This window comes from Aurantimonas sp., from assembly GCF_964217435.1.
GTDB classification, from domain to species: Bacteria; Pseudomonadota; Alphaproteobacteria; order Rhizobiales; family Rhizobiaceae; genus Aurantimonas; species Aurantimonas coralicida.
This window is the reverse complement of sequence record NZ_CAXPJM010000043.1, coordinates 19,899-40,620: the sequence shown is the minus strand read 5'-3', so window position 1 is coordinate 40,620 and position 20,722 is coordinate 19,899. Positions and strand designations below refer to the sequence as shown.

20 protein-coding genes and 1 pseudogene are annotated in these 20,722 nt (G+C 68.4%); 12 read left to right on the top strand and 9 right to left on the bottom strand.

Translation table 11 applies throughout. The features are described 5' to 3' along the window. Positions 1 to 3: 3 nt before the first annotated feature. Together ACEQX1_RS16610 and ACEQX1_RS16605 are read right to left on the bottom strand one after the other, a co-directional pair. A complete protein-coding gene (locus ACEQX1_RS16610; protein ID WP_370192794.1) occupies positions 4 to 465 on the bottom strand; it encodes a tripartite tricarboxylate transporter TctB family protein in 462 nt (153 codons plus the stop codon). After that, positions 452 to 1,426: a Bug family tripartite tricarboxylate transporter substrate binding protein gene (locus ACEQX1_RS16605; RefSeq protein ID WP_370192796.1), complete on the bottom strand. Its 975-nt coding sequence runs from the start codon at positions 1,424 to 1,426 to the stop codon at positions 452 to 454. Before ACEQX1_RS16605 ends, ACEQX1_RS16610 begins: the two co-directional genes overlap by 14 nt. A gap of 347 nt (positions 1,427 to 1,773) precedes the next feature. On the opposite strand from ACEQX1_RS16605, the gene ACEQX1_RS16600 reads away from it, so the two are divergent. Together ACEQX1_RS16600 and ACEQX1_RS16595 are read left to right on the top strand one after the other, a co-directional pair. Beyond that, positions 1,774 to 2,958 (top strand): CaiB/BaiF CoA transferase family protein, encoded by a 1,185-nt coding sequence (locus ACEQX1_RS16600; protein WP_370192797.1) that lies wholly within the window; start codon positions 1,774 to 1,776, stop codon positions 2,956 to 2,958. A 77-nt stretch (positions 2,959 to 3,035) separates the two neighbouring features. After that, on the top strand, positions 3,036 to 4,046 hold the full coding sequence (locus ACEQX1_RS16595; protein ID WP_370192798.1) for an aldo/keto reductase: 1,011 nt from the start codon (positions 3,036 to 3,038) through the stop codon (positions 4,044 to 4,046). A 151-nt stretch (positions 4,047 to 4,197) separates the two neighbouring features. Here ACEQX1_RS16595 and ACEQX1_RS16590 read toward each other — a convergent pair whose 3' ends face one another. Further along, positions 4,198 to 4,413, bottom strand: coding sequence for a hypothetical protein (locus ACEQX1_RS16590; protein WP_187391351.1), 216 nt, complete (start codon positions 4,411 to 4,413; stop codon positions 4,198 to 4,200). A 301-nt stretch (positions 4,414 to 4,714) separates the two neighbouring features. Here ACEQX1_RS16590 and ACEQX1_RS16585 point away from each other — a divergent pair, with 301 nt between their 5' ends. The 3 genes from ACEQX1_RS16585 to mmsB are packed head-to-tail and all read left to right on the top strand — an operon-like array spanning position 4,715 to position 7,796. Then, positions 4,715 to 5,857 (top strand): acyl-CoA dehydrogenase family protein, encoded by a 1,143-nt coding sequence (locus ACEQX1_RS16585; RefSeq protein ID WP_024349934.1) that lies wholly within the window; start codon positions 4,715 to 4,717, stop codon positions 5,855 to 5,857. Further along, on the top strand, positions 5,854 to 6,936 hold the full coding sequence (locus ACEQX1_RS16580; protein WP_370197122.1) for an enoyl-CoA hydratase/isomerase family protein: 1,083 nt from the start codon (positions 5,854 to 5,856) through the stop codon (positions 6,934 to 6,936). Before ACEQX1_RS16585 ends, ACEQX1_RS16580 begins: the two co-directional genes overlap by 4 nt. Beyond that, entirely contained in the window at positions 6,933 to 7,796 is an 864-nt protein-coding gene (gene mmsB / locus ACEQX1_RS16575; protein WP_370197120.1) for a 3-hydroxyisobutyrate dehydrogenase, read from the top strand. Before ACEQX1_RS16580 ends, mmsB begins: the two co-directional genes overlap by 4 nt. Before the next feature lie 61 nt (positions 7,797 to 7,857). On the opposite strand, the gene ACEQX1_RS16570 is transcribed toward mmsB, so the two are convergent. Beyond that, positions 7,858 to 10,356 (bottom strand): heavy metal translocating P-type ATPase, encoded by a 2,499-nt coding sequence (locus ACEQX1_RS16570; protein WP_370197118.1) that lies wholly within the window; start codon positions 10,354 to 10,356, stop codon positions 7,858 to 7,860. Positions 10,357 to 10,723: 367 nt separating this feature from the next. Here ACEQX1_RS16570 and ACEQX1_RS16565 point away from each other — a divergent pair, with 367 nt between their 5' ends. From ACEQX1_RS16565 to ACEQX1_RS16540, 6 genes are all read left to right on the top strand, one after another. Beyond that, a complete protein-coding gene (locus tag ACEQX1_RS16565) occupies positions 10,724 to 11,773 on the top strand; it encodes a TerC/Alx family metal homeostasis membrane protein (protein WP_370192804.1) in 1,050 nt (349 codons plus the stop codon). Between the two features lie 42 nt (positions 11,774 to 11,815). After that, positions 11,816 to 12,208, top strand: coding sequence for an AtpZ/AtpI family protein (locus tag ACEQX1_RS16560; protein WP_370192805.1), 393 nt, complete (start codon positions 11,816 to 11,818; stop codon positions 12,206 to 12,208). A gap of 133 nt (positions 12,209 to 12,341) precedes the next feature. Then, the gene (locus tag ACEQX1_RS16555; protein ID WP_370192807.1) at positions 12,342 to 13,106 is read left to right on the top strand and encodes a F0F1 ATP synthase subunit A; all 765 of its coding nucleotides are present in this window, start codon (positions 12,342 to 12,344) and stop codon (positions 13,104 to 13,106) included. 81 nt (positions 13,107 to 13,187) lie between these two features. Continuing rightward, entirely contained in the window at positions 13,188 to 13,415 is a 228-nt protein-coding gene (locus ACEQX1_RS16550) for a F0F1 ATP synthase subunit C (RefSeq protein ID WP_024349941.1), read from the top strand. Positions 13,416 to 13,489: 74 nt separating this feature from the next. Further along, on the top strand, positions 13,490 to 14,092 hold the full coding sequence (locus ACEQX1_RS16545) for a F0F1 ATP synthase subunit B (RefSeq protein WP_024349942.1): 603 nt from the start codon (positions 13,490 to 13,492) through the stop codon (positions 14,090 to 14,092). A 10-nt stretch (positions 14,093 to 14,102) separates the two neighbouring features. Beyond that, a complete protein-coding gene (locus ACEQX1_RS16540) occupies positions 14,103 to 14,582 on the top strand; it encodes a F0F1 ATP synthase subunit B (RefSeq protein ID WP_228240105.1) in 480 nt (159 codons plus the stop codon). A 119-nt stretch (positions 14,583 to 14,701) separates the two neighbouring features. Here the strand turns inward: ACEQX1_RS16540 and ACEQX1_RS16535 are convergent, their stop codons facing one another. Both ACEQX1_RS16535 and ACEQX1_RS16530 read right to left on the bottom strand, forming a co-directional pair. After that, positions 14,702 to 15,409, bottom strand: coding sequence for a ribonuclease HII (locus ACEQX1_RS16535; protein WP_370197116.1), 708 nt, complete (start codon positions 15,407 to 15,409; stop codon positions 14,702 to 14,704). Between the two features lie 95 nt (positions 15,410 to 15,504). Then, a complete protein-coding gene (locus ACEQX1_RS16530) occupies positions 15,505 to 16,662 on the bottom strand; it encodes a PA0069 family radical SAM protein (RefSeq protein WP_370197114.1) in 1,158 nt (385 codons plus the stop codon). 125 nt (positions 16,663 to 16,787) lie between these two features. Between ACEQX1_RS16530 and ACEQX1_RS16525 the strand changes: the two genes are divergently transcribed. After that, positions 16,788 to 17,324, top strand: coding sequence for a hypothetical protein (locus ACEQX1_RS16525; RefSeq protein WP_024349945.1), 537 nt, complete (start codon positions 16,788 to 16,790; stop codon positions 17,322 to 17,324). Between the two features lie 9 nt (positions 17,325 to 17,333). Here ACEQX1_RS16525 and moaB read toward each other — a convergent pair whose 3' ends face one another. The 3 genes and pseudogenes from moaB to ACEQX1_RS16510 all read right to left on the bottom strand — a co-directional run bounded on the left by moaB (position 17,334) and on the right by ACEQX1_RS16510 (position 20,635). Then, a complete protein-coding gene (moaB, locus tag ACEQX1_RS16520; protein ID WP_009210659.1) occupies positions 17,334 to 17,879 on the bottom strand; it encodes a molybdenum cofactor biosynthesis protein B in 546 nt (181 codons plus the stop codon). Positions 17,880 to 17,987: 108 nt separating this feature from the next. Further along, a pseudogene (locus ACEQX1_RS16515) lies at positions 17,988 to 18,800 on the bottom strand (4-(cytidine 5'-diphospho)-2-C-methyl-D-erythritol kinase); the annotation flags it as partial. Between the two features lie 17 nt (positions 18,801 to 18,817). Continuing rightward, positions 18,818 to 20,635: a tetratricopeptide repeat protein gene (locus ACEQX1_RS16510; RefSeq protein WP_370197111.1), complete on the bottom strand. Its 1,818-nt coding sequence runs from the start codon at positions 20,633 to 20,635 to the stop codon at positions 18,818 to 18,820. Positions 20,636 to 20,722 lie beyond the last annotated feature (87 nt).

Sequence of the window (20,722 nt, the reverse complement as noted above, 5' to 3'; positions counted from 1 at the left end):
TGACTAACCGAAGAGCGGTCCCGTCGGCAGGGGCAGGCCGAAAACGCCGTCGAAGAGGAAGAACAGCCCGAAACCGATCACCAGTCCGGTGATGACGGCCTGCAGCCAACTGGCACCGAGGATGCGGGCCAAAAGAAGCGCCGCAACGCTCGTCGACAGCGGAAAGCCCGCCGGTTCGAGGATGATCGGATAGACGATGAGGACCGCCAGCATGGCGATCTGGCCCCAGACATGCGGCCAGCGGAACCAGACCGGATCGGGATCCGGCTTGATGATCAGGAAGGCCGCAAACAGCCCCAGCGGCACCGCGACCATGCGCGGAAACAGGCTCGGGCCGGCCGGATCGCCGTAGGCGACGCTGTAGCCGCCGGCGGCGATCCAGTACCAGATCGCGAGGGCGAGCAGAATCGCCCCCGCGATACGGTCACTGAGACGCAGGCTCGGGGTCGGTCTAGTTGATGACACCGATGGCCTTCGAAATCTCGGCTGCCTTCTTCTCGGACTCGCGAACGAAGGCGTTGAACTCTTCGCCACCGCGCCAGATCGGCGTCAGGCCGGATTCGGTCGCGGCCGTCTGCCAGCTTTCCGAATCGTAGAGCGCGTTCATCTTCTCGACCCAGAAATCATAGGCGTCGTCGGGAACTTCGCCGCCCATGTAGAAGCCGCGCCAGTTGTAGCCGACCGCGTCGACACCCTGCTCCTTGGCGGTAGCGATGTCCGGATAGGCCGGCAGCCGCTCGTCGGACATGACCGCGAGCGCCTTGGCGTCGCCGGACTGGATGAAGCCGCCGATCTCGCCGATGTCGGTGAGGACCACGTCGATATGGCCGCCGAGCAGCTGGGTGACGGCGTCACCGCCGCCGGAGAACTCGACCCAGCGGATGTCCTTGAGCTGGTCGGTCGGAACGCCGGCTTCCTGCGCGAGGATCAGGAACCGCAGATGATCCCAGCCGCCGATCGAGGAGGAGCCGCCGACCACGACGCCGGCCGGGTCTGCCTTGACCGCGGCGAGAACGGCGTCGAGCGAATCGTATTCGGAGTCCTTGTTGACCAGCATCGTGCCGACATCGGCGCCGAGCATGCCCAGCCAGCGCATCTGGTCGATGCCGGCCGGATACTTGCCCTGGGCGATCTGGGTGATACCGACGGTCGAGGTCGCGACGATCAGATTGGGGTCGTCATTGCGCTTGGACGCGACATTGGCGAAGGCCACCGCGCCGACGGCGCCCGGCATGTTGGTCACCTGGACGGCGCCCGGCACCAAGCCTTCGTCCTGCAGGATGCGGCCGACGGTGCGGCAGGTGAAGTCCCAGCCGCCGCCCGGATTGGCCGGTGCGATGCATTCGACATTCGACGGCTCGAATGCGGCAGCGGGCATGGCGATCGCCGCCACGGCCGCGGCCATCAACAAACGTTTCAGAAACATGACTTCCCTCCCTCAGGCGGCAGTTCTTGCGTCCCCGCCATTTTGTCGGCCGTGGGAGATCGTGCCGACAGCGGCATTCTCCCGTGTGCCTTCCCTAGTGGATGACATCGAAGCATTCGGGCGGTCAAGGCTGATGCGATGCTCTCTTGTGCTGCAACGCGGAAGAAACCCGTGCCGCGATGCAGCATGAGATTTCGAAATTTACTTTCGGCGGGCCCGTCGCGTATGGGGACCGTAACGCCAGCGAAACAAATGGAGGGGGCGATGGCCGACGCAGGCAAGATGCTGCCGATGCCGGTGCGCGCGGGATGCCGGATCACCGTCGCCACGGCGAGGCGTTGACCCGTATGGACCAGCCGCTCGCCGGTATCCGCGTCGTCGACCTGACGCGCATCCTGTCCGGCCCGTTCTGCTCGATGCTGCTCGGCGATCTCGGCGCCGACGTGATCAAGGTCGAGGCGCCGGGGCAGGGCGATCATGTGCGCGGCCTCGGGGCGATCGTCGACGGCATGTCCTGGTACTTCGCCGGCTTCAACCGCAACAAGCGCTCCCTGACCCTCGATTTGAAGAGCGACGCCGGCAAGGCGGTGCTGCGCCGGCTTCTCGCCGACGCCGACGTGCTGGTGGAAAACTACCGGCCCGGCGTCCTGGCCGCGATGGGCTTCGACCGGGAGACCCTGGACGCCATCAACCCGCGGCTCGTCGTCGGATCGGTCAACGGCTACGGCTCCACCGGCCCCTATCGCGACCGCCCGGCCTTCGACTTCATCACCCAGGCGATGTCGGGCTTCATGTCGGTGAACGGCTCGCAGGAGAGCGGGCCGATGCGCGCCGCGCCGCCGCTGACCGACCTGATCGCCGGGCTCTACACGGCTTTCGCCATCGTCGCGGCGCTGCGGGTGCGCGATCGCGACGGCGAGGGGCAGGCGGTCGAGGCCTCGATGATGGGCGGCATGATGTCGATGCTGGCCTATCTCTCGGCCGCGCAACTGGCGACCGGGAAGACGCCGCCGGCGACCGGCAACGACCATCCCATCGCCTCGCCCTACGGGCTGTTTCGCGCCGCCGATGGCCATGTCGCCGTGGCGCCCTCGACCGCGCCGACCCTGCGCCGCTTTCTGGAGGCGATCGGGCTGATCGGCCTTCTCGACGAGCCGCGCTTCGCCACCAATGCCGACCGGGTGGCCAACCGCGCGGCGCTGAACGCCCTGATCGACGCGGCCATGTGCCACGAGACCCAGGATGTCTGGATCGAGAGGCTCAACGCGGCGGGCGTGCCCTGCGGCCGGGTCCAGACCCTCGGCGAGGTGTTCGAGGACCCGCAGGTCGCCGCGCAGGAGATGGTGCTCGACGTTCCCCATCCCGGCCACGGCACCGTGCGGATGACCGGCTTCCCGATGAAATTCGCCAAGACGCCGTCGCAGGTGCGCCATCCGGCGCCCGATCTCGGGCAGGACACCGAGGCGGTGCTGGCGGAAGCCGGCTATGATGCCGCCGACATCGCACAATTGCGGGCGGACGGCGTCGTCTGACCGCCGGCTGCCGGGGCGGTCGCTGGTCGCCCTCCGGCGAACGCTCGCCTGATCGAACAACTCTGGAGGACCATGCCATGACGACGATCCCGACGATTCCCCTGTTCAGCGGCGGACCGGAGGTGGCGCGCCTCTGTCTCGGCACCATGATGTTCGCCGACCGGACCGACGAGGCCGAAGCGGCGCGCATGCTCGACCGCTATTTCGAGGCCGGCGGCAATTTCATCGACACCGCCGATTCCTATACCGGCGGCAAGTCCGAGGCGATGCTGGGGCGCCTCCTGAAGGAGCGCCGCGCCGATTGCGTGCTGGCGACCAAGGTCGGCAATCCGGTCACCGATGTCGAGGGATCGGGCGGGCTGTCGCCGGCATGGATCGCCCGGGCCGCGGAGATGTCGCGCGAGCGCCTGCAGACCGAGACGATCGACCTCTATTACCTGCATCTCGACGACGAGACGACGCCGCTGGACGAGGTGATCGGTGCGCTGGGCGAGCTGATCGCCAAGGGCACCATCCGCCACTGGGGCTTTTCCAATTTCCGCGGCTGGAAGATCGCCGACATGGTCCGCATCGCCGACAGGCTGGGCGTGGCGCGGCCGGTCGTGGCGCAGCCCTACTACCACATGCTCAACCGCACGTCGGAGACCGATTACCTGCCCGCCTGCCACCATTTCGGCATTGGGGTCGTACCCTATTCGCCGCTCGGTCGCGGCATCCTCACCGGCAAGTATCGCGGCGGCGTGCCGGACGATTCCCGTGCCGCGCGCGGCGACAAGCGCATGCTGGAGGCCGAGTTCCTGCCGGGCACGATCGAGGCGGCCAACAAGGCGGCCGACTATGCCGAGCAGTCCGGCCGCGATCCGGGCGCCATGGCACTGAGCTGGCTGCTGGCGAATGCCGCCGTAGCGAGCATCCTGATGGGGCCGCGCAGCCTCGCGCAGCTCGACGGCTATCTCGGCGTGGTGGGCGCCCGCTACGACGCGGAAGACGAGGCGTTCCTGAGCGGGCTCTGTGCGTCGGGCCATACGCCCGTCGTCGGCCACAGCGATCCGCGCTATCCGTATCGCGGCCGCGTGCTGCGCTTCTAGCGGCGAGGTTGCCGGCGGCTGGTGCCCTGCCGGGCATCGCCGCTGTCACCTTGCGCCGGGCACGGCGGCGCGGCGGGCCGGCTGATGGCAACGCAAGCACGGATGGGGCAGGGCGCGGCGAGGCCGCGATCGATGCGGGAAGAGAAAGGGGTCAGGCGGCCTGCTGGCTCTGCCGGCCGCCGCGGCGTGGCGGCTGCCATGCCGCCAGGCCCGTCGCGATCGCCGCACAGGCAAGGCCGACGGTGCCCGGCGCCCCCTCACGTTCGAAAGCGGCGATCTGTTCGGCAGGAAGGCCGAGGCGTGACGCGGCATCGTCGTGGGAGAACCACATATGGTCCAGCCACGCACCAAATTCCTGGGCGGTCATCCGAGTTACCTCCGACTGGGACATTTCTATTTGGCCCACGAAGATCGACCGGAGTCAATTCCATCAGCGCCATTCCTATAGTTCATAAGCGGCAGTTATTTGTTTCGGATGACGGGGTCGTTGCTATACGCAACCATCAAATGACCGGCGCGACCGCATGCGCCAGCCGGCGCGGCGTGCAGCGGTGATCGCCGGGCATTTCGGCGCTTGATGCGCGTGGGACAGGCTTCTAGACCAGTTGGGGAGGAGTCCGCCGCAAGGCGGCCGACGGCCACGGGCCGGGATTTCGGGAGGAATCGTCTTGGATTTTGCGCTCACCGACGAGCAGAGCCAGATCTTCACCATGGCGCGGGATTTCGCCACCGAGAAGATGGCGCCCCATGCCGCCCGCTGGGAAGACGAGAAGGCGCTGCCGCGCGAGGTGCTGACCGAACTGGCCGGGCTCGGCATGGCGGCGATCTATGTGCGCGACGACTACGGCTCCGGCCTGTCGCGGCTCGACGCGGCGCTGATCTTCGAGGCCCTGTCCTATGGCGACCCGTCGGTGTCGGCCTTCCTGTCGATCCACAACATGGTCGCCTGGATGATCGACAGCTTCGGCAGCGAGGAGCAGCGGGCCGAATGGCTGCCCAAGCTCGCGTCGATGGAGAAGGTCGCGAGCTACTGCCTGACCGAGCCGGGCTCGGGCTCCGACGCCGCCGCACTGCGCACCAGCGCGAAGCCGGACGGTAACGGTTACGTGCTCAACGGCACCAAGAGCTTCATTTCCGGGGCCGGATTTTCGGACCTCTATGTCGTGATGGCGCGGACCGGCGACGCGGGGCCGAAGGGCATTTCCGCCATTCTCGTCGAGAACGGCACCGAGGGCCTGTCCTTCGGCGCGCTGGAGAAGAAGATGGGCTGGGTCGCCCAGCCGACCGCCGAGGTGCGCCTCGACGGCTGCAGCGTGCCCGGCGGCAACCTCCTCGGCGAGGAAGGCAAGGGCTTTGCCTACGCCATGATGGGCCTCGACGGTGGCCGGCTGAACATCTCGGCCTGCGCGCTGGGCGCGGCCCAGGCGGCGCTCGACAAGTCGGTCGCCTACATGCAGGACCGCCAGGCCTTCGGGAAGAGCCTCACCGAATTCCAGGCGCTGCAGTTCCGGCTGGCCGACATGGAGACCGAGCTGCAGGCGGCGCGCATCTTCCTGCGCCAGGCCGCCTGGAAGCTCGACACCAAGGCGCCCGACGCGACCAAGCATTGCGCCATGGCCAAGCGCTTCGTCACCGACACCAGCTTCAACGTCGCCAACATGGCCCTGCAGCTGCATGGCGGCTACGGCTACCTCGCCGATTACGGCATCGAAAAGATCGTGCGCGATCTCCGGGTCCACCAGATCCTGGAAGGCACCAACGAGATCATGCGGATGATCACCGCACGCGCACTCCTGGCGGAGCATTCATGAGCATCGAGACCAACGCAGCCAATGACGACGTCCTGATCCGCGCCGAGGGGCGGGCGGGGCGCATCACCCTCAACCGGCCGAAATCCCTGAACGCCTTGTCCCACGCCATGTCGCTGGCGACCGAGGCGGCGATGGACGGCTGGGCCACCGACCCGGCGATCGACCTCGTGATCATGGACGCGGCCGGCGACCGGGCCTTCTGCGCCGGCGGCGACATCCAGAAGATCTATCACGACAGCCGCGCCGGGGACCTGTCGGCCGCGCGCCGCTTCTGGGCCGAGGAATACCGGCTGAACGCCAAGATCGCCCGCTATCCCAAGCCGGTCGTGGCGCTGATGGACGGCATCGTCATGGGCGGCGGCGTCGGCCTCGGCGGCCATACCAGCCACCGGGTCGTCACCGAGCGCTCGATGGTCGCCATGCCCGAATGCGCCATCGGCCTCGTGCCCGATGTCGGGGCGACGCTGATCCTCGCCAACGCGCCCGGCCGGCTCGGCGAATATCTGGCGCTGACCGGTTTCCGCATGGGGCCGGGCGAGGCGATCGCCGCCGGCTTCGCCGACACCTGCATCCGCTCCGACGATCTCGCCGGACTGACCGCGGCGCTGGTCGAAAGCGGCGATCCGCAGGTGATCGCGCGCTTTGCCGACGCGCCGCCCCCCTCGACGCTGGCCGAACAGACCGAGGCGATCGACGCGGCGTTCTCGGGCGTCGACGCGGCCGACATCCTGCAGCGCCTCGCTCTCGACGGCGGGGAATGGGCGCAGCGCACGGCCGCGCTGATCCGCAAGGGCTCGCCGATCTCGGTCGGCGCGACGCTGGAGCTGGTGCGGGCGGCGCGCGCCGAGCCGACCATCGAGGCGGCGTTGCGCAACGAATACCGCTTCACCTACCGCTCGATCGACGAGGGCGAATTGCTGGAGGGCATTCGCGCCGCGGTGATCGACAAGGACCGCGCGCCGAAATGGTCGCCGGCGCGGATCGAGGACCTGCCGCGGGAGCGGGTCGCCGCGATGCTGGCGCCGCTGGGCGAACACGAACTGACATTCGACCAACAGGCAGGGGAGGAACGGCCATGAAGATCGGTTTCGTCGGTCTCGGCAACATGGGCGCGCCGATGGCGGCCAATCTGGCGAAGGCCGGCCATGCGGTGAGCGGCTACGACGCGGCCGGCGTCACCGCCGAGGGTGTCGCCCCGGCCGCAACGCTCGCCGAGGCCGTGACGGGCATGGAGGCGGTGATCACCATGCTGCCGAATGGCGACATCGTGCGCGCCGTCCATGCCGATATCGTGCGGCAGGCCGAAGCAGGGGCATTGCTCATCGACTGCTCGACGGTGGACGTGGACAGCGCCCGCGCCGCCCATGACATGGCCCGCGAGGCGGGGCTCCTGTCGCTGGACGCGCCGGTCTCCGGCGGCACCGGCGGCGCGGCGGCCGGCACGCTGACCTTCATGGTCGGCGGCAGCGACGAAGCCTTCGCCAAGGGCAAGCCGCTCTTCGACATCATGGGCCAGAAGGCGGTGCATTGCGGCGAGGCCGGTGCCGGCCAGGCGGCGAAGATCTGCAACAACATGATCCTCGGCATCTCGATGATCGGCGTCTGCGAGGCGTTTCACCTCGCCGACAAGCTCGGCCTCGACCGCCAGGCAATGTTCGACGTGGCCTCGACCTCGTCGGGCTCCTGCTGGTCGATCAACACCTATTGCCCGGCGCCGGGCATCGGCCCGAAGAGCCCGGCCGACAACGACTACAAGCCGGGCTTTGCCGCCGATCTGATGCTGAAGGACCTCAACCTGTCGCAGACCGCGGCGGAAACCGCCGGCGCGACCACCGAGCTCGGTCGACACGCCCGCGACATCTACGCGGCCTTCGTGGAGTCCGGCGGCGGCAAGGACCGCGACTTCTCGGCGATCCTCGACAAGCTGGCGAAGCAGTAGCGCCGTAGCGCGGCAGGCCCCTCGGCCAGGCCTGCCGCTGCACCTGGACCTCAGGCCGGCGTCACAGCTTGAGCGTGCGCAGCCTCAGCGCGTTGCCGATCACCGAGACGGAGGAGAGGCTCATCGCCGCCGCCGCGAGCATCGGCGACAGCAGCAGGCCGAAGACCGGGTAGAGGACGCCGGCCGCGACCGGCACGCCGACGGTGTTGTAGACGAAGGCGAAGAACAGGTTCTGCTTGATGTTGCGGATCGTGGCGCGGGCCAAGTGGCGCGCCCGCAGGATGCCGTTGAGATCGCCCTTCACCAGCGTCATGCCGGCGCTTTCCACGGCGACGTCCGCGCCGGTGCCCATGGCAATGCCGACATCGGCCGCCGCCAGCGCCGGCGCGTCGTTGACGCCGTCGCCGGCGACCGCGACCTTCGCACCGCCATTGCGCAGTTCTTCCACCAGCGCCTGCTTGTCCTGCGGCGACAGGCCGGCCCGCACCTCGTCGATGCCGAGCGCCGACGCGACGGCCTTGGCCGTGCGCTCGTTGTCGCCGGTCGCCATGACGATCCGCATGCCGCTCTCGTGCAGGGCGCGGATGGCGGCCTCCGTCGTCGGCTTGATCGGGTCGGAGACCGCGATGAGCCCCGCCGCCCGGCCGTCGATGGCGACGAACATCACCGTCTTGCCGTCGGTCTCCAGGGTCCGAGCGTCGGCGTCGAGGGCGGCGGCATCGATGCCCTCCGCCGCGAGCATCGCCCGGTTGCCGAGAACGATGGCCGAGCCGCGGACCTCGCCCCGAACGCCCTTGCCGGTGACCGCGTCGAAGCCGGTGGCCTCCGAAAGCTCCGCGCCGCGTTCCTGCGCCCCGGCGACGATCGCCTCAGCCAGCGGATGTTCCGAGCCGCGCTCGAGGCTCGCCGCGGCCGACAGGAACGCCGTCTCGTCACCCTCAAGCACGACCACGTCGGTCAGTTGCGGCCGGCCCTCGGTCAGCGTGCCGGTCTTGTCGACCACCAGCGTATCGACCTTGGCGAAGCGCTCCAGCGCCTCGGCATCCTTGATGAGGACGCCGGCCGAGGCGCCGCGCCCGGTGGCCGTCATGATCGACATGGGCGTCGCCAGCCCCAGCGCGCAGGGGCAGGCGATGATCAGCACCGAGACGGCGGCGACCAGCCCGTGCACCATGGCCGGCTGCGGCCCGACCAGCGCCCAGACGACGAAGGCGACGATCGCCGACAGCACCACGGCGGGGACGAAATAGCCCGCGACCCGGTCGGCCAGCCCCTGGATCGGGGCGCGCGAGCGCTGCGCCTTGGCGACCATCTCGACGATCCGCGACAGGGTGGTGTCGGCGCCGACCGCCTCGGCCTGCATGACGAAGCCGCCATTGCGGTTGAGCGTGCCGCCGGTGACCGTGTCGCCGGGGTTCTTCTCGACCGGCACCGGCTCGCCGGTGATCATCGATTCGTCCACCGAGGAGCGGCCCTCGACCAGCGTGCCGTCCACCGGCACGCTCTCGCCGGGCCGCACCCGCAGGCGGTCGCCGGACGCCAGGGCATCGAGCGGCACGTCGTCCTCGGTTCCGTCGGCCGCGATGCGGCGGGCGGTCTTCGGCGCCAGATCCATCAGCGCGCGGATCGCCGAGCCGGTGCGCTCGCGCGCCTTCAGCTCCAGCACCTGGCCGACGAAGATCAGCGCGACGATCACCGCCGAGGCCTCGAAATAGACCGGCACGACACCGTCCTGGCGGAACGAGGCCGGAAACAGGCCGGGCAGGAGGGTGGCCACCACGCTGTAGCCATAGGCCGCGCCGACGCCGATGGCGATCAGCGTCCACATGTTGGGCGAGCGATTGACGATCGACGCCCAGCCTCGCTTGAAGAAGGGCAGGGCCGCCCACAGCACCACCGGCGTCGCCAGCGCGAATTCCAGCCAGACCGACAGCTCCTCGCCAATCCAGTCGCGGATCGGCAGCCCGACCATCGGGCCCATCGAGATGATGAACAGCGGGATGGTGCAGAGCGCGCTGACCCAGAGCCGGCGGGTGAAGTCGATCAGTTCCGGATTGGGGCCTTCCTCGCCGGTCGGCACGCCCATCGGCTCCAGCGCCATGCCGCATTTCGGGCAGTCGCCGGGATGATCCTGAACGATCTCCGGATGCATAGGGCAGGTGTACTGCGTGCCTTCGGGCATGGGTTCGGGGGCCGGGCGGTCGCCGAGAAAGGCGTCGGGATCGGCCTCGAACCGCGTCTTGCAGCCGGCCGAGCAGAAATAGAACCGCTCGCCGCCATGCTTGGCCATGTGCCGGGCATCGATGCGTTCGACGCTCATGCCGCAGACCGGGTCCTTCGCCGTCAGATAATCCTGCGGCGCGGCGACGAATCTGTCGTGGCACCCCTGCGAGCAGAAATGCACGGTCTGGCCGTCATGCTCCGCCTTCGGCTTGCCGGCCTCGGGATCGACCAGCATGCCGCAGACCGGATCGCGGGTGACGGCCCCGCCGTCGTCGTCCTCATGGCTGTGGCCGTGATCGTGGTGCGGGTGATGACAGGCGGTGCTGGTCTCGGACATGGGAGCGCTCGCTGCGAAAGGATGACCGCCCGCAGGCGGATTGGCTGCAAGATGGAGATTCCAGCCACTGGAAGGTCAAGGGCAGCGGGCGTCCGATCGAAGCCGCGTCGCCTCGCCAGCGTCGGCGTCTCCCGATCCCCATGGGCGCGGGGCCGCCTGTTCCTGCACGCGATATTTCTGCGCGACGGTCTTTGAACGGCGCGGCCGCTTACCCACCTAGCGGCGACGCACGGTGCTCGCCGCGCGAGCGGTGACGCATGTCTGCCGCCCGCCGCAACGCCACCGGCAGCTTGCCCACGCCGGCGGACGACGTTGGCGAAAGACAATTCGAGACCGGGACATCCGACGCCCGGATAGGAACATTCTGGTGGATTCGACTGCGATTGGCGGCATGGTGGCCGAGGAAATACCGCTCTGGATCTGGGCGGCGACGATCGGCGGCATCGCCGGCCTGTTCATCTTCGATTTCCTCTCCCACGTCCGCAAGGCGCACGAGCCGAGCTTCAAGGAAGCGGCGGCCTGGTCGGTCTTCTACATCGTGCTGGCGATCCTCTTCGGCTTTGGCGTCTGGTATTTCTGGGACAAGACCCACGGGGTCGAGTTCTTCGCCGGCTTCATCACCGAGAAGAGCCTGTCGGTCGACAATCTCTTCGTCTTCGTCATCATCATGAAGAGCTTCGCGGTGCCGCGGGTCCATCAGCAGAAGGCGCTGCTGATCGGCATCGTGCTGGCGCTGATCATGCGCGGCATCTTCATCGCCGTCGGCGCGGCCGCGATCGAGCGCTTCTCCTGGGTGTTCTACCTGTTCGGCGCCTTCCTCCTGTGGACGGCGTACAAGCTGGCGGTGGAGAGCTTCTCTCATAGCCACAGCACCGACGAGGAATACGAGCCCAACGCGGTGGTGAAGTGGTTCCAGCGCAATGTGCGCACCACCACGGAGTTCGCCGGCGGCGCGCTGACGATTCGCCGCGACGGCCTGCGCTATTTCACCCCGATGTTCGTCGTCATCGTCGCCCTCGGCATGACCGACCTGCTCTTTGCCCTCGATTCGATCCCGGCGATCTACGGCCTGACCGACGCGCCCTACATCGTCTTCACGGCCAATGCCTTCGCGCTGCTGGGGCTGTTGCAGCTCTATTTCCTGCTGGGCGGACTGCTCGACCGGCTGGTCTATCTCGGCTTCGGCCTGGCGCTCGTCCTCGGCTTCATCGGCGCCAAGCTGATCGTCCATGCGATGGAGGCCAATACGCTGGGCTTCATCAATGACGGCCAGCCCATCGAGGGCCTGCCGCATATTTCGACCAGCTTCTCGCTGGCGGTCATCGTCGGGATTCTCGTGGTCACGACCGTGGCCAGCCTGATACGCTCGGGCATGGTCGCCAACCGGGCGGCCGACCGGCCGGGCGAGGAGCATTGAGCTTGCCCGTCCGCCGCGGCTCCAAGAAGGGAACGGCGTCCGATGGATGATCCGAAACACGGCCAGGCCGCCGAGCCGGCCGACGCGGCGCGGCCTGCGGTCGCAGCCGGTCCCGGCGCGGGCGATCTCGACGCCCGCAGCGCGGCGCTGGCCCGGCGTCTGGCCGAGCAGCGCCAGCGCATGCCGCAGCTGCGCGACGAGCCTGCCGACCGCACCAGCGGCATGCAGGGCGTCGCCCAGGGGCTCAAGATCGCCAGTGAGTTCGTCGCCGGCATCCTCGTGGGCGTCGGCATCGGCTATCTGATCGACCAGCTGGCCGGCACGACGCCCTTCGGCCTGATCGTCTTCCTGATGATCGGATTCGCCGCCGGCGTGCTCAATGTGATCCGTGGCGTTTCGGGCACAACCCCGCCCCATGGCCGCGGCCCGGCCTGAACCTGCCCCTTCGCGCTCGTTCCGCGTGCGTTTGCAGTGGTCAATCTGACAACGGGGTGTTGCGAAGCGCAGTCCGGGACGCTATGGGCAGGACGGCCCGCGCCAGGGCCTGCCACGAGATGACGAAGGACCAGTGAGTTTGGCGACGAACCCGACAGATCCAATCCACCAGTTCCAGATTTCCAACATCGTTCCGATCGAGATCGGCGGGTTGGACTTCTCGTTCACGAACTCCGCCCTGTTCATGGTGGTGACGGTCGCTGTGGCGACCGCATTCCTCTACTATTCGACCCGCGGGCGCGGCCTCGTGCCGAGCCGCATGCAGTCGGTGAGCGAGCTCTCCTACGAGTTCGTTGCCAACATGCTGCGCGACGCGGCGGGCTCCGGCGGCATGCGGTTCTTTCCGTTCGTCTTCTCGCTGTTCATGTTCATCCTGGTCGCCAACCTTCTCGGCATGGTCCCGTATTTCTTCACGGTGACCAGCCATCTGATCGTGACCTTCGCGCTGGCCCTCCTGGTGATGGGCGTCGTGGTGGTCTACGGCCTGATGAAGCACGGCCTGCACTTCTTCAAACTCTTCGTGCCCGAGGGCGTGCCGGCCGCCGTGCTGCCGCTCGTCGTGGTGATCGAGGTGGTTTCGTTCCTGTCGCGGCCGGTGTCGCTCTCGGTTCGTCTCTTCGCCAACATGCTGGCGGGCCACATCACGCTGAAGGTCTTCGCCGGCTTCGTGGTGTCGCTGAGCGCCTTCGGTGCGCTCGGGATTGCCGGTGCGATCCTTCCGCTGCTCATGACCGTCGCTTTGACGGCACTCGAATTCCTGGTCGCCGCACTGCAGGCCTACGTCTTTGCGGTTCTGACCTGCATGTATCTCAACGACGCGATCCATCCAGGCCACTAAGACAAGTTCCAGGATACAACGGGGCGGCGTGGAAGCCGCCGCAACCACCCGCAATCGAACAGTTTCAAAAGGAGTTTCGACATGGAAGCGGAAGCAGCAAAGTTCATCGGTGCCGGCCTCGCCTGTTTCGGTATGGGCATGACCGCCCTCGGTCTGGGCAACATGTTCGCGAACTACCTCGCCGGCGCGCTGCGCAACCCGTCGGCCGCCGACGGCCAGTTCGGCCGCCTGATCTTCGGCTTCGCCGTCACGGAAGCCCTGGGCATCTTCTCGCTGCTCATCGCCCTGCTGCTGCTCTTCGCCGTCTAATCGGCGTCCAGCGCAGGTAAGAAGACCGGCCGGCGGCAGCTTCTGTCGCCGGTCCCCTATGCCGGGAGCCCTCGATGTTCGTCACCCAAGCCTTCGCACAGGCCGATTCGCTCGATGCCGTGGAACTGCCGCCTGCGAGCGACACCGCCGAGATGCATGGCGAAACGATCCATGTAGAAGGCGAGCATGGCGGCTTCCCGCCTTTCAATGCCGAATATTTCCCGTCGCAGATCCTCTGGCTCGCGATCACCTTCGGAATCTTCTATCTGGTTCTGAAGAAGGTGATCCTGCCGCGGATCGCCGGAACGCTCGAAAACCGCCGCGACCGGATCGCCCTCGATCTGGAAGCCGCCGAGCGGATGAAGTCCGATTCGGACGAGGCCAAGGCAGCCTACGAGCAGGAGCTCGCCGAGGCCCGCGACCGCGCCCACAAGATCGGCCACGACGCCCGTGAAGCGGCGCGCAGCGACGCCGAAGCCGAGCGCCAGCGCCTCGACGCAGAGCTCGACGAGAAGCTGGAAGCCGCGCAGCTGCGCATCGCCGCCGTCCGCGACGAGGCGATGAAGGATGTCGGCCAGATCGCCGAGACCACCGCCGACGCCATTCTGCGCGACGTCATACGCCTGGAGGTCTCCCGCGAGGAGGTCGCCAGCGCCGTGACCGCCGTTCGCAGCTGAGGAGCCGACCATGGACAACTCATTCTGGGCCTTTGCCGCCCTCATCATCTTCCTGGCCATCGTCTGGTATCTGAAGGCGCCGGCCAAGGTTGGTGCCACGCTCGACCAGCGGGCCGACCGGATCCGCAACGAGATCGAGGAAGCGCGCGAGCTGAAGGAAGAGGCCAAGCAGCAGCTGGCCGAGTATCAGCGCCGCCGCCAGGAGGCCGAGGAGGAGGCGAAGGAGATCGTCGCCGCCGCCAAGCGCGAGGCTGAGCTGATGCTCGCCGATACGCGTCGCAAGAACGAGGAATATGTCGAGCGTCGCACGGCCATGGCCGAGACGAAGATCTCGCAGGCCGAGACCGACGCCATCGCCGAAGTCCGCGCGACGGCGATCGACGTGGCGGTGGCTGCCGCCGCCAAGATCATCGCCGACCGCAATTCGGGCGGCAATGCCGGCCAGTTCACCGAATCCTCCATCGCCGAGGTTCGCAGCCGGCTCAACTGAGCCCGGCGGCGGTCCCGCTCCGGGACCAGCATTGCGACGGAACGTTCAAAGGGCTGCCATCGGCGGCCCTTTTTCGTTGTGCGGTCATCGGAAGGCTGAGCGGAGTGGCGGCGTCCGGCCTATTCGGCGGCGTCGAGCAGGTCGCGGCGTAGCGGGCTGAAGCTCATCCGGTGGATCGGCGTCGGGCCGAGCCGGGCGATGGCGCCAAGATGCTCGGGCGTGCCGTAGCCCATATGGCGGGAAAAGCCGTAGCCCGCATAGGCCCGGCAGGCGCGCGCCATGATCCGGTCGCGCGTGACCTTGGCGACGATCGAGGCGGCGGCGATGCTGAGGCTGAGGGCGTCGCCGGAGATGACCGCCGTGCCGGCGCAGCGCAGCGCCGGCGGCACGTCGCGCCCGTCCACGAGGACATGGCAGGGGGCTTCGGGCAAAGCATGCAGCGCCCGCCGCATGGCGAGGAGCGTCGCGCCGCGGATGTTGAAGCGGTCGATCTCGTCGGCGCTGGCCGAGGCGATCCCGACCCAGCCCTTGGCGACGATCTCGGCGAACAGTCGTTCGCGGTCCTCGGCGGTGAGTTTCTTGGAATCGTTCAGTCCGTCGGGAAAGTCGCGGGTGGGAAAGATCACCGCGGCGGTGACCACCGGCCCGGCCAGCGGCCCGCGTCCGGCCTCGTCGATGCCGGCGATGAAGCGCTTGCCGTCGGCCAGGAGCCCGGCCTCGCGCGAAAAGTCGGGCCCGGCCGCGATGGCGGGGCGGCGCGCGGGTTTCTTTGCGCGAACGGGAGAATCGGAGGAACGGCGAGCCATGTTGCGGCGAGACTCGCGCATTCTCCGATTCTCCACAAGCCTCGCCGTGTTCGGGGTGGCAAACCGGCGAGACCATCCGGCCGAGGGGGAGGCCGGACGATGGGGTATCCCTGGCGTCAGAGCAGAGCGAGCTGGACGCCTGCGCCGCGCGGCGGGGTGAACAGGTCGCAGCGCAACTGCGTGCGGCTCTCGTTCAGGCCGAGCCGGCGCGCCGCCATTTCGAAGCGCCGGCGGATCTGGAAGGCATAGGGCCCGGTGCCGCGCATCCGCTTGCCCCATTCGGCGTCGTAATCCTTGCCGTCGCGCATCGAGCGCAGCAGCGACAGGACATGCCGGTAGCGGTTCGGGTAGTGGCGCAGCAGCCAGTCCTTGAACAGCGGGGAGACTTCCAGCGGCATGCGCAGGAGGACGTAGCCGACCTCCCGCGCGCCGGCGGTCTGCGCCGCTTCCAGGAGCCGCTCGATCTCCGAATCGGTAAGGCCGGGAATGATCGGCGCGGTCATCACCATGGTCGGCACGCCGGCCTCGCTGAGGGTCTTGACGGCCTCCAGCCGCTTGGTCGGGGTCGCCGCCCGCGGCTCCATCGCCCGCGCCAGCGTCCGGTCGAGGGTGGTCACCGACAGCGCGACCTTGGCCAGCCCCTTGGCCGCCATGCGCGACAGGATGTCGATGTCGCGCAGGACCAGCGCCGACTTGGTGACGATGCCGACCGGATGGTTGGCCGCCTCCAGCACCTCGAGGATCTCGCGCATCACCCGCCAGCTCTTCTCGATCGGCTGGTAGGGATCGGTATTGGTGCCGATCGCGATCGACTTCACCTGATAGCCGGGCTTGGACAATTCGCGTTCCAGGAGCTCGGCGGCATTGGGCTTGGCGAAGAGCTTGGATTCGAAATCGAGGCCGGCCGACAGGCCCATATAGGCGTGGGACGGCCGGGCGAAGCAGTAGACGCAGCCATGCTCGCAGCCCCGATACGGATTGATCGAGCGGTCGAAGGAGATGTCCGGCGAGGTGTTGCGGCTGATGATGGTCTTGGGCTTCTCGACCTGCACGTCGGTCTTGAAGGCCGGCAGCTCGTCCAGCGTGTTCCAGCCGTCGTCGACGGCCTGCCGCTTGAACGGTTCGAAGCGTCCGCTGGGGTTGAGCCCGGCGCCGCGGCCGCGCCGCCGCTCGAAGCCGATGCGCAGCCCGGCCTCGCCGATGATATGGTTGGCGATGTCGACGCCGTCCGGCGCGGAGAAGGCGGCCTGATCGGCCTTGGCGATGTCCTGCATGACGTTGCTCTCCCCATGTTCCGGCTGCGTTCTGTGACTGATGTCCTAAACCCGTTAAGAGAACAAGACAAGAACAAAAACGTTCCGATCTGGTCAGGGCCGATGGGCTCGGCTAGACGAAAGGGATGCTGAGCGTTTTCATCGACTGTGGACCCGAGGATCACTGGCTGGCGGCGACCCTCGCGCCGTTGATACCCGGCGCCGTCGAGGGGCTGGTGCGCGAGGTCGTGCTGGTCGATCGCGGCATGGGGGACAATGCCCGCAAGGTCTCCGACCATGCCGGGTGCCGGATCGTCGCGGCGGAGGATTTCCGCGACGCCATCGAGACGGCGCGCGGCGACTGGCTGCTGCTGCTGGAGCCGGGGGCGCGGCTTCTGCCCGGCTGGATGGAGGCCGTGGTCGAGCATGCCGACATGGTGGGGGCGGGACGGGCGAAGACGCAGGCGGCGCGCTTTCGGCGGGCGCCGAACGACCAGCCCGGTTTCTTTGCGCGGCTGCGCCAGATTCGCACGGCGATGGCCGAAGGGTTCCTGGTCCAGAAGCGCCAGGCGATCGGCCTGTCGAAGCTCGCCTTCAGCCTCGAGGAGGTCGCCAAGGGCGTCGCGGTGACCCGGATGCGGGCCTTCATCCGCCCGGCGGTCCGGGGCCGGCCCGCGAGCTGACCGTGCGGTTCAGGCGGTCCGGCCGCCGCGGCGCAGATGCTCGTCCAGACGCGGCATGATCTCGACGAAATTGCAGGGCTTGTGGCGATAGTCGAGCTGCGCCTTGAGAATATGATCCCAGGCATCGCGGCAGGCGCCGGGCGAGCCGGGCAGGGCGAAGACGAAGGTGGCGTCGATGACGCCGCCCGTCGCCCGCGACTGGATCGTCGAGACGCCGATCTTGTCGTAGGAGATGCGGTGGAAGACCGCCGAGAAGCCGTCCATGCGCTTCTCGAACAGCGGCTCCAGCGCCTCGGGGGTCACGTCGCGGCCGGTGAAGCCGGTGCCGCCGGTGGTGATCACCACATCGACGTCGTCGCGCTTGCACCAGCCCTGGACGACCTCCTGGATCGCCGGCACGTCGTCGGTGACGATCTGCCGGTCCGCGACCCGGTGGCCGGCCTCGGTCAGCCGTTCCACCAGCAGCGAGCCGGAGCGGTCCTCGTCGAGGCTGCGGGTGTCGGAGACGGTGAGGATCGCGATGGACAGCGCGATGAAGGAGCGTTCGTCGCTCATGGGGCCTCCCTTGGCATGTCTGCGGGGGGCGGCGCAGTGCTCGGCACCGGACAGCCACCATTCGGGATGGGACGCGGCGATCCGGCCGCGGGCGCGGGCAAGCTCGGCGGCGTCCTCGAACAATCCGTAGACGGTCGCGCCCGAGCCGGACATGCGGGCGATCAGCGCCCCTTCGCCGGCCAGCGCGTCGCGCACGGCGACGATCTGCGGTGCGAGCCCTTCCGCCGGTGCGGCGAGATCGTTGCGGGTGGTGTGAAGCCAGGCGACCAGTTCGGCGGCGGTCGTGAACCCCTCGGCCGGGACCGGCGGCAACGGCGCGTTGTCGCGCTGTTCTAGTGCGGCGAAGACGGCGGGTGTCGAGACCGGCACGCCCGGATTGACCAGCAGCATGTGCAGGGCCGGCAGATGCGCGAGGGGCTCGATCTCCTCGCCGATGCCGGAGACGCGCGCGGCACGGCCCGCAACACACATGGGAACGTCCGCACCGAGCGTGGTGGCCTTGGCGACGAGGGCGTCGCGAATGGCGGGCACAGCCTCGCCGATCATCCGCAGGAGCGCCGCCGCATCGGCCGAGCCGCCGCCGATCCCGGCCGCGACCGGCAGGTGCTTGTCCAGCGTGATGGTGAGCGGCGGCAGCCGCAGGCCGGCATCGGTCAGCACCTGACGGGCGACGGCGATGGTGCGGTGGAGGATGTTGTCCGCACCGGTCGGCAGGCCCGAACCGAACGGCCCGGCCATGACGAGGCGGTCGGCGCCCTCGGGCGCTGCGGCGATCGTCAGGACGTCGCAGGCATCGCCGGCAAAGGCGATCAGGCTTTCGAGGCGATGATAGCCGTCAGGGCGCTGCCCGACGACATGCAGGGCGAGATTGACCTTGGCCGGCGCCGTCAGGCGCAGCGGCTCCGCCAGCGTGAACGTCATATCCGCCCGGCTGCCGCTCACTCGACCTTGGTGGCGGGCGCGTCGCCCGCCGGTGCCGGTGCCTCGGCGGACGCGGCCTTGCGAGTGTCGTCGCCGTCCTCGGCTTCGGCCCGCTCGTTGGCCGCGGTCAGGCCGTCCTCGATCTTGGCGCGGATCGTCGCCTTGACGTCCTCTTCCGGCTCGGGCTGGCCGATCAGGGCGCGCTCCCACTGGAAGCGGGCCTCGCGGTTGCGGCCGACATGCCAGTAGGCGTCGCCGAGATGGTCGTTGATGGTCGGGTCCATCGGCGTGATCAGGACGGCGCGTTCGAGCTGCTCGACGGCCTCGTCGTAGCGGCCGAGGCGGTAATAGGCCCAGCCGAGGGAATCGATGATGTAGCCGTCATTCGGCCGCAGCTCGACGGCCTTGCGGATCATGTCGAGACCTTCCTGGAGGTTCTCGTTCTTGTCGACCCAGGAATAGCCGAGATAGTTCAGCACCTGCGGCTGGTCGGGCGACAGTTCCAGCGCCTTGCGGAAATCCTTCTCCGCCTTGTCCCACTGGTCGGTCCGCTCGAAGGCGATGCCGCGCTGGTAATAGAGGTTCCAGCTGGCTTCGCCGGTCGCCTCGGTCAGTTCGATCGCCGTGTCCAGCGCCTTGGCGGCCGGAGCGTAGTCCTGGTCGGCGGCGAGCACGTCGGCCAGCGCGGTGTGGGCCTTCGGGTCCTCCGGATAGCTGCGCACGGCGCGCTCCAGATGCGCCTTGGCCTCCTCCTTCTGGTCCGAATACCAGAGGTCGAGGCCGATCTGCAGCTCAGCCGTGCGGCGATAGGCGGAGTTCTCCGGGATCTCGCGGTAGAAGGCGATCGCCTGTTCCAGCCGCTCCGAGCGTTCGGCAATGCCGCCGAGCGCGGTGAGCAGCGACGGGTTCCGCGGTGCCAGCGCCCGTGCCATCTGGAAATACAGGAGCGCGACCTGCTGGCCGTCGCCGCGATTGATCGCCTGGCCGAGGATGTAGAGCGTTTCGGCCGCACCCTCCTGCACGCTGGCGACGGCGGGCTCGATGGTCTCGCCCTTCTCGATGCGGCCCTTCAGATGCAGCAGCGGGTCGTAGGTCGGCACGAGGTCGAGGCCGGTCTGGAGCGCCGCCAGCGCCGCGTCCGTCTTGCCGTCGCGCACTTCCAGGCGCGCCAGCGCCTCGGCGGCGCCGAGATAGGCGTCGGGCGAGGTGCGGGCGTTGTTCTGGTCGTCGACGACGAGATGCAGCGCGCGGCGGGCGACGTCGTCGCGCCCGGCGACGACCGCGATCAGGCCCTTCTGATAGGCGTTGAAGACCGAAAACCACGGCGCGCCCTGCAGATTGTCGATGCGCAGCAGCGCCTCGTCGACGCGGCCCGCGCCGACATCGGCCCAGGCCATCAGCTCGCCGAGCAGCAGCGCGTCGAGGTCGCTGGGATCGACCACGTCGAACTCGGCGATCGCGGCGTCGAAGGCGCCCTTCGACAGGGCATCGACGCCCAAAGCGATCCGCGCGACCTTGCCGGCCTCGGGCACGTCGCGCAGCTTCGATGCGATGTCGACGGCGTCCTTGAAGCGGCCATCGGCGAGGAAGGCGAACATCGCGTCCTGCTGGAGGAGCTGCGAGGTCGGGTCCATCGACAGGGCCTGGACGAAGAGATCGCTGGCCGTCGCCATGTCGCCGCCGATCTGGGCGGATTTGGCAGCCAGATAGGCGCCGGACAGGGACTGGGCGGTGATCGGGGCCGGTTCGCTCGCTGCCGTATCCGCCGCGGCCAGGGCAGGCGCCGCGGTGGCGCCGGCCAGAAGCGTGACGGTGAGAAGTCTCAGAAGCCGCATTCTGTGCACGTGAAATCCTCTTCCCGGGGCACGCCCGCAGACGATCGAACGCCGCGTTTCGTGGTCGAATGTGATGCCGGTCACCTG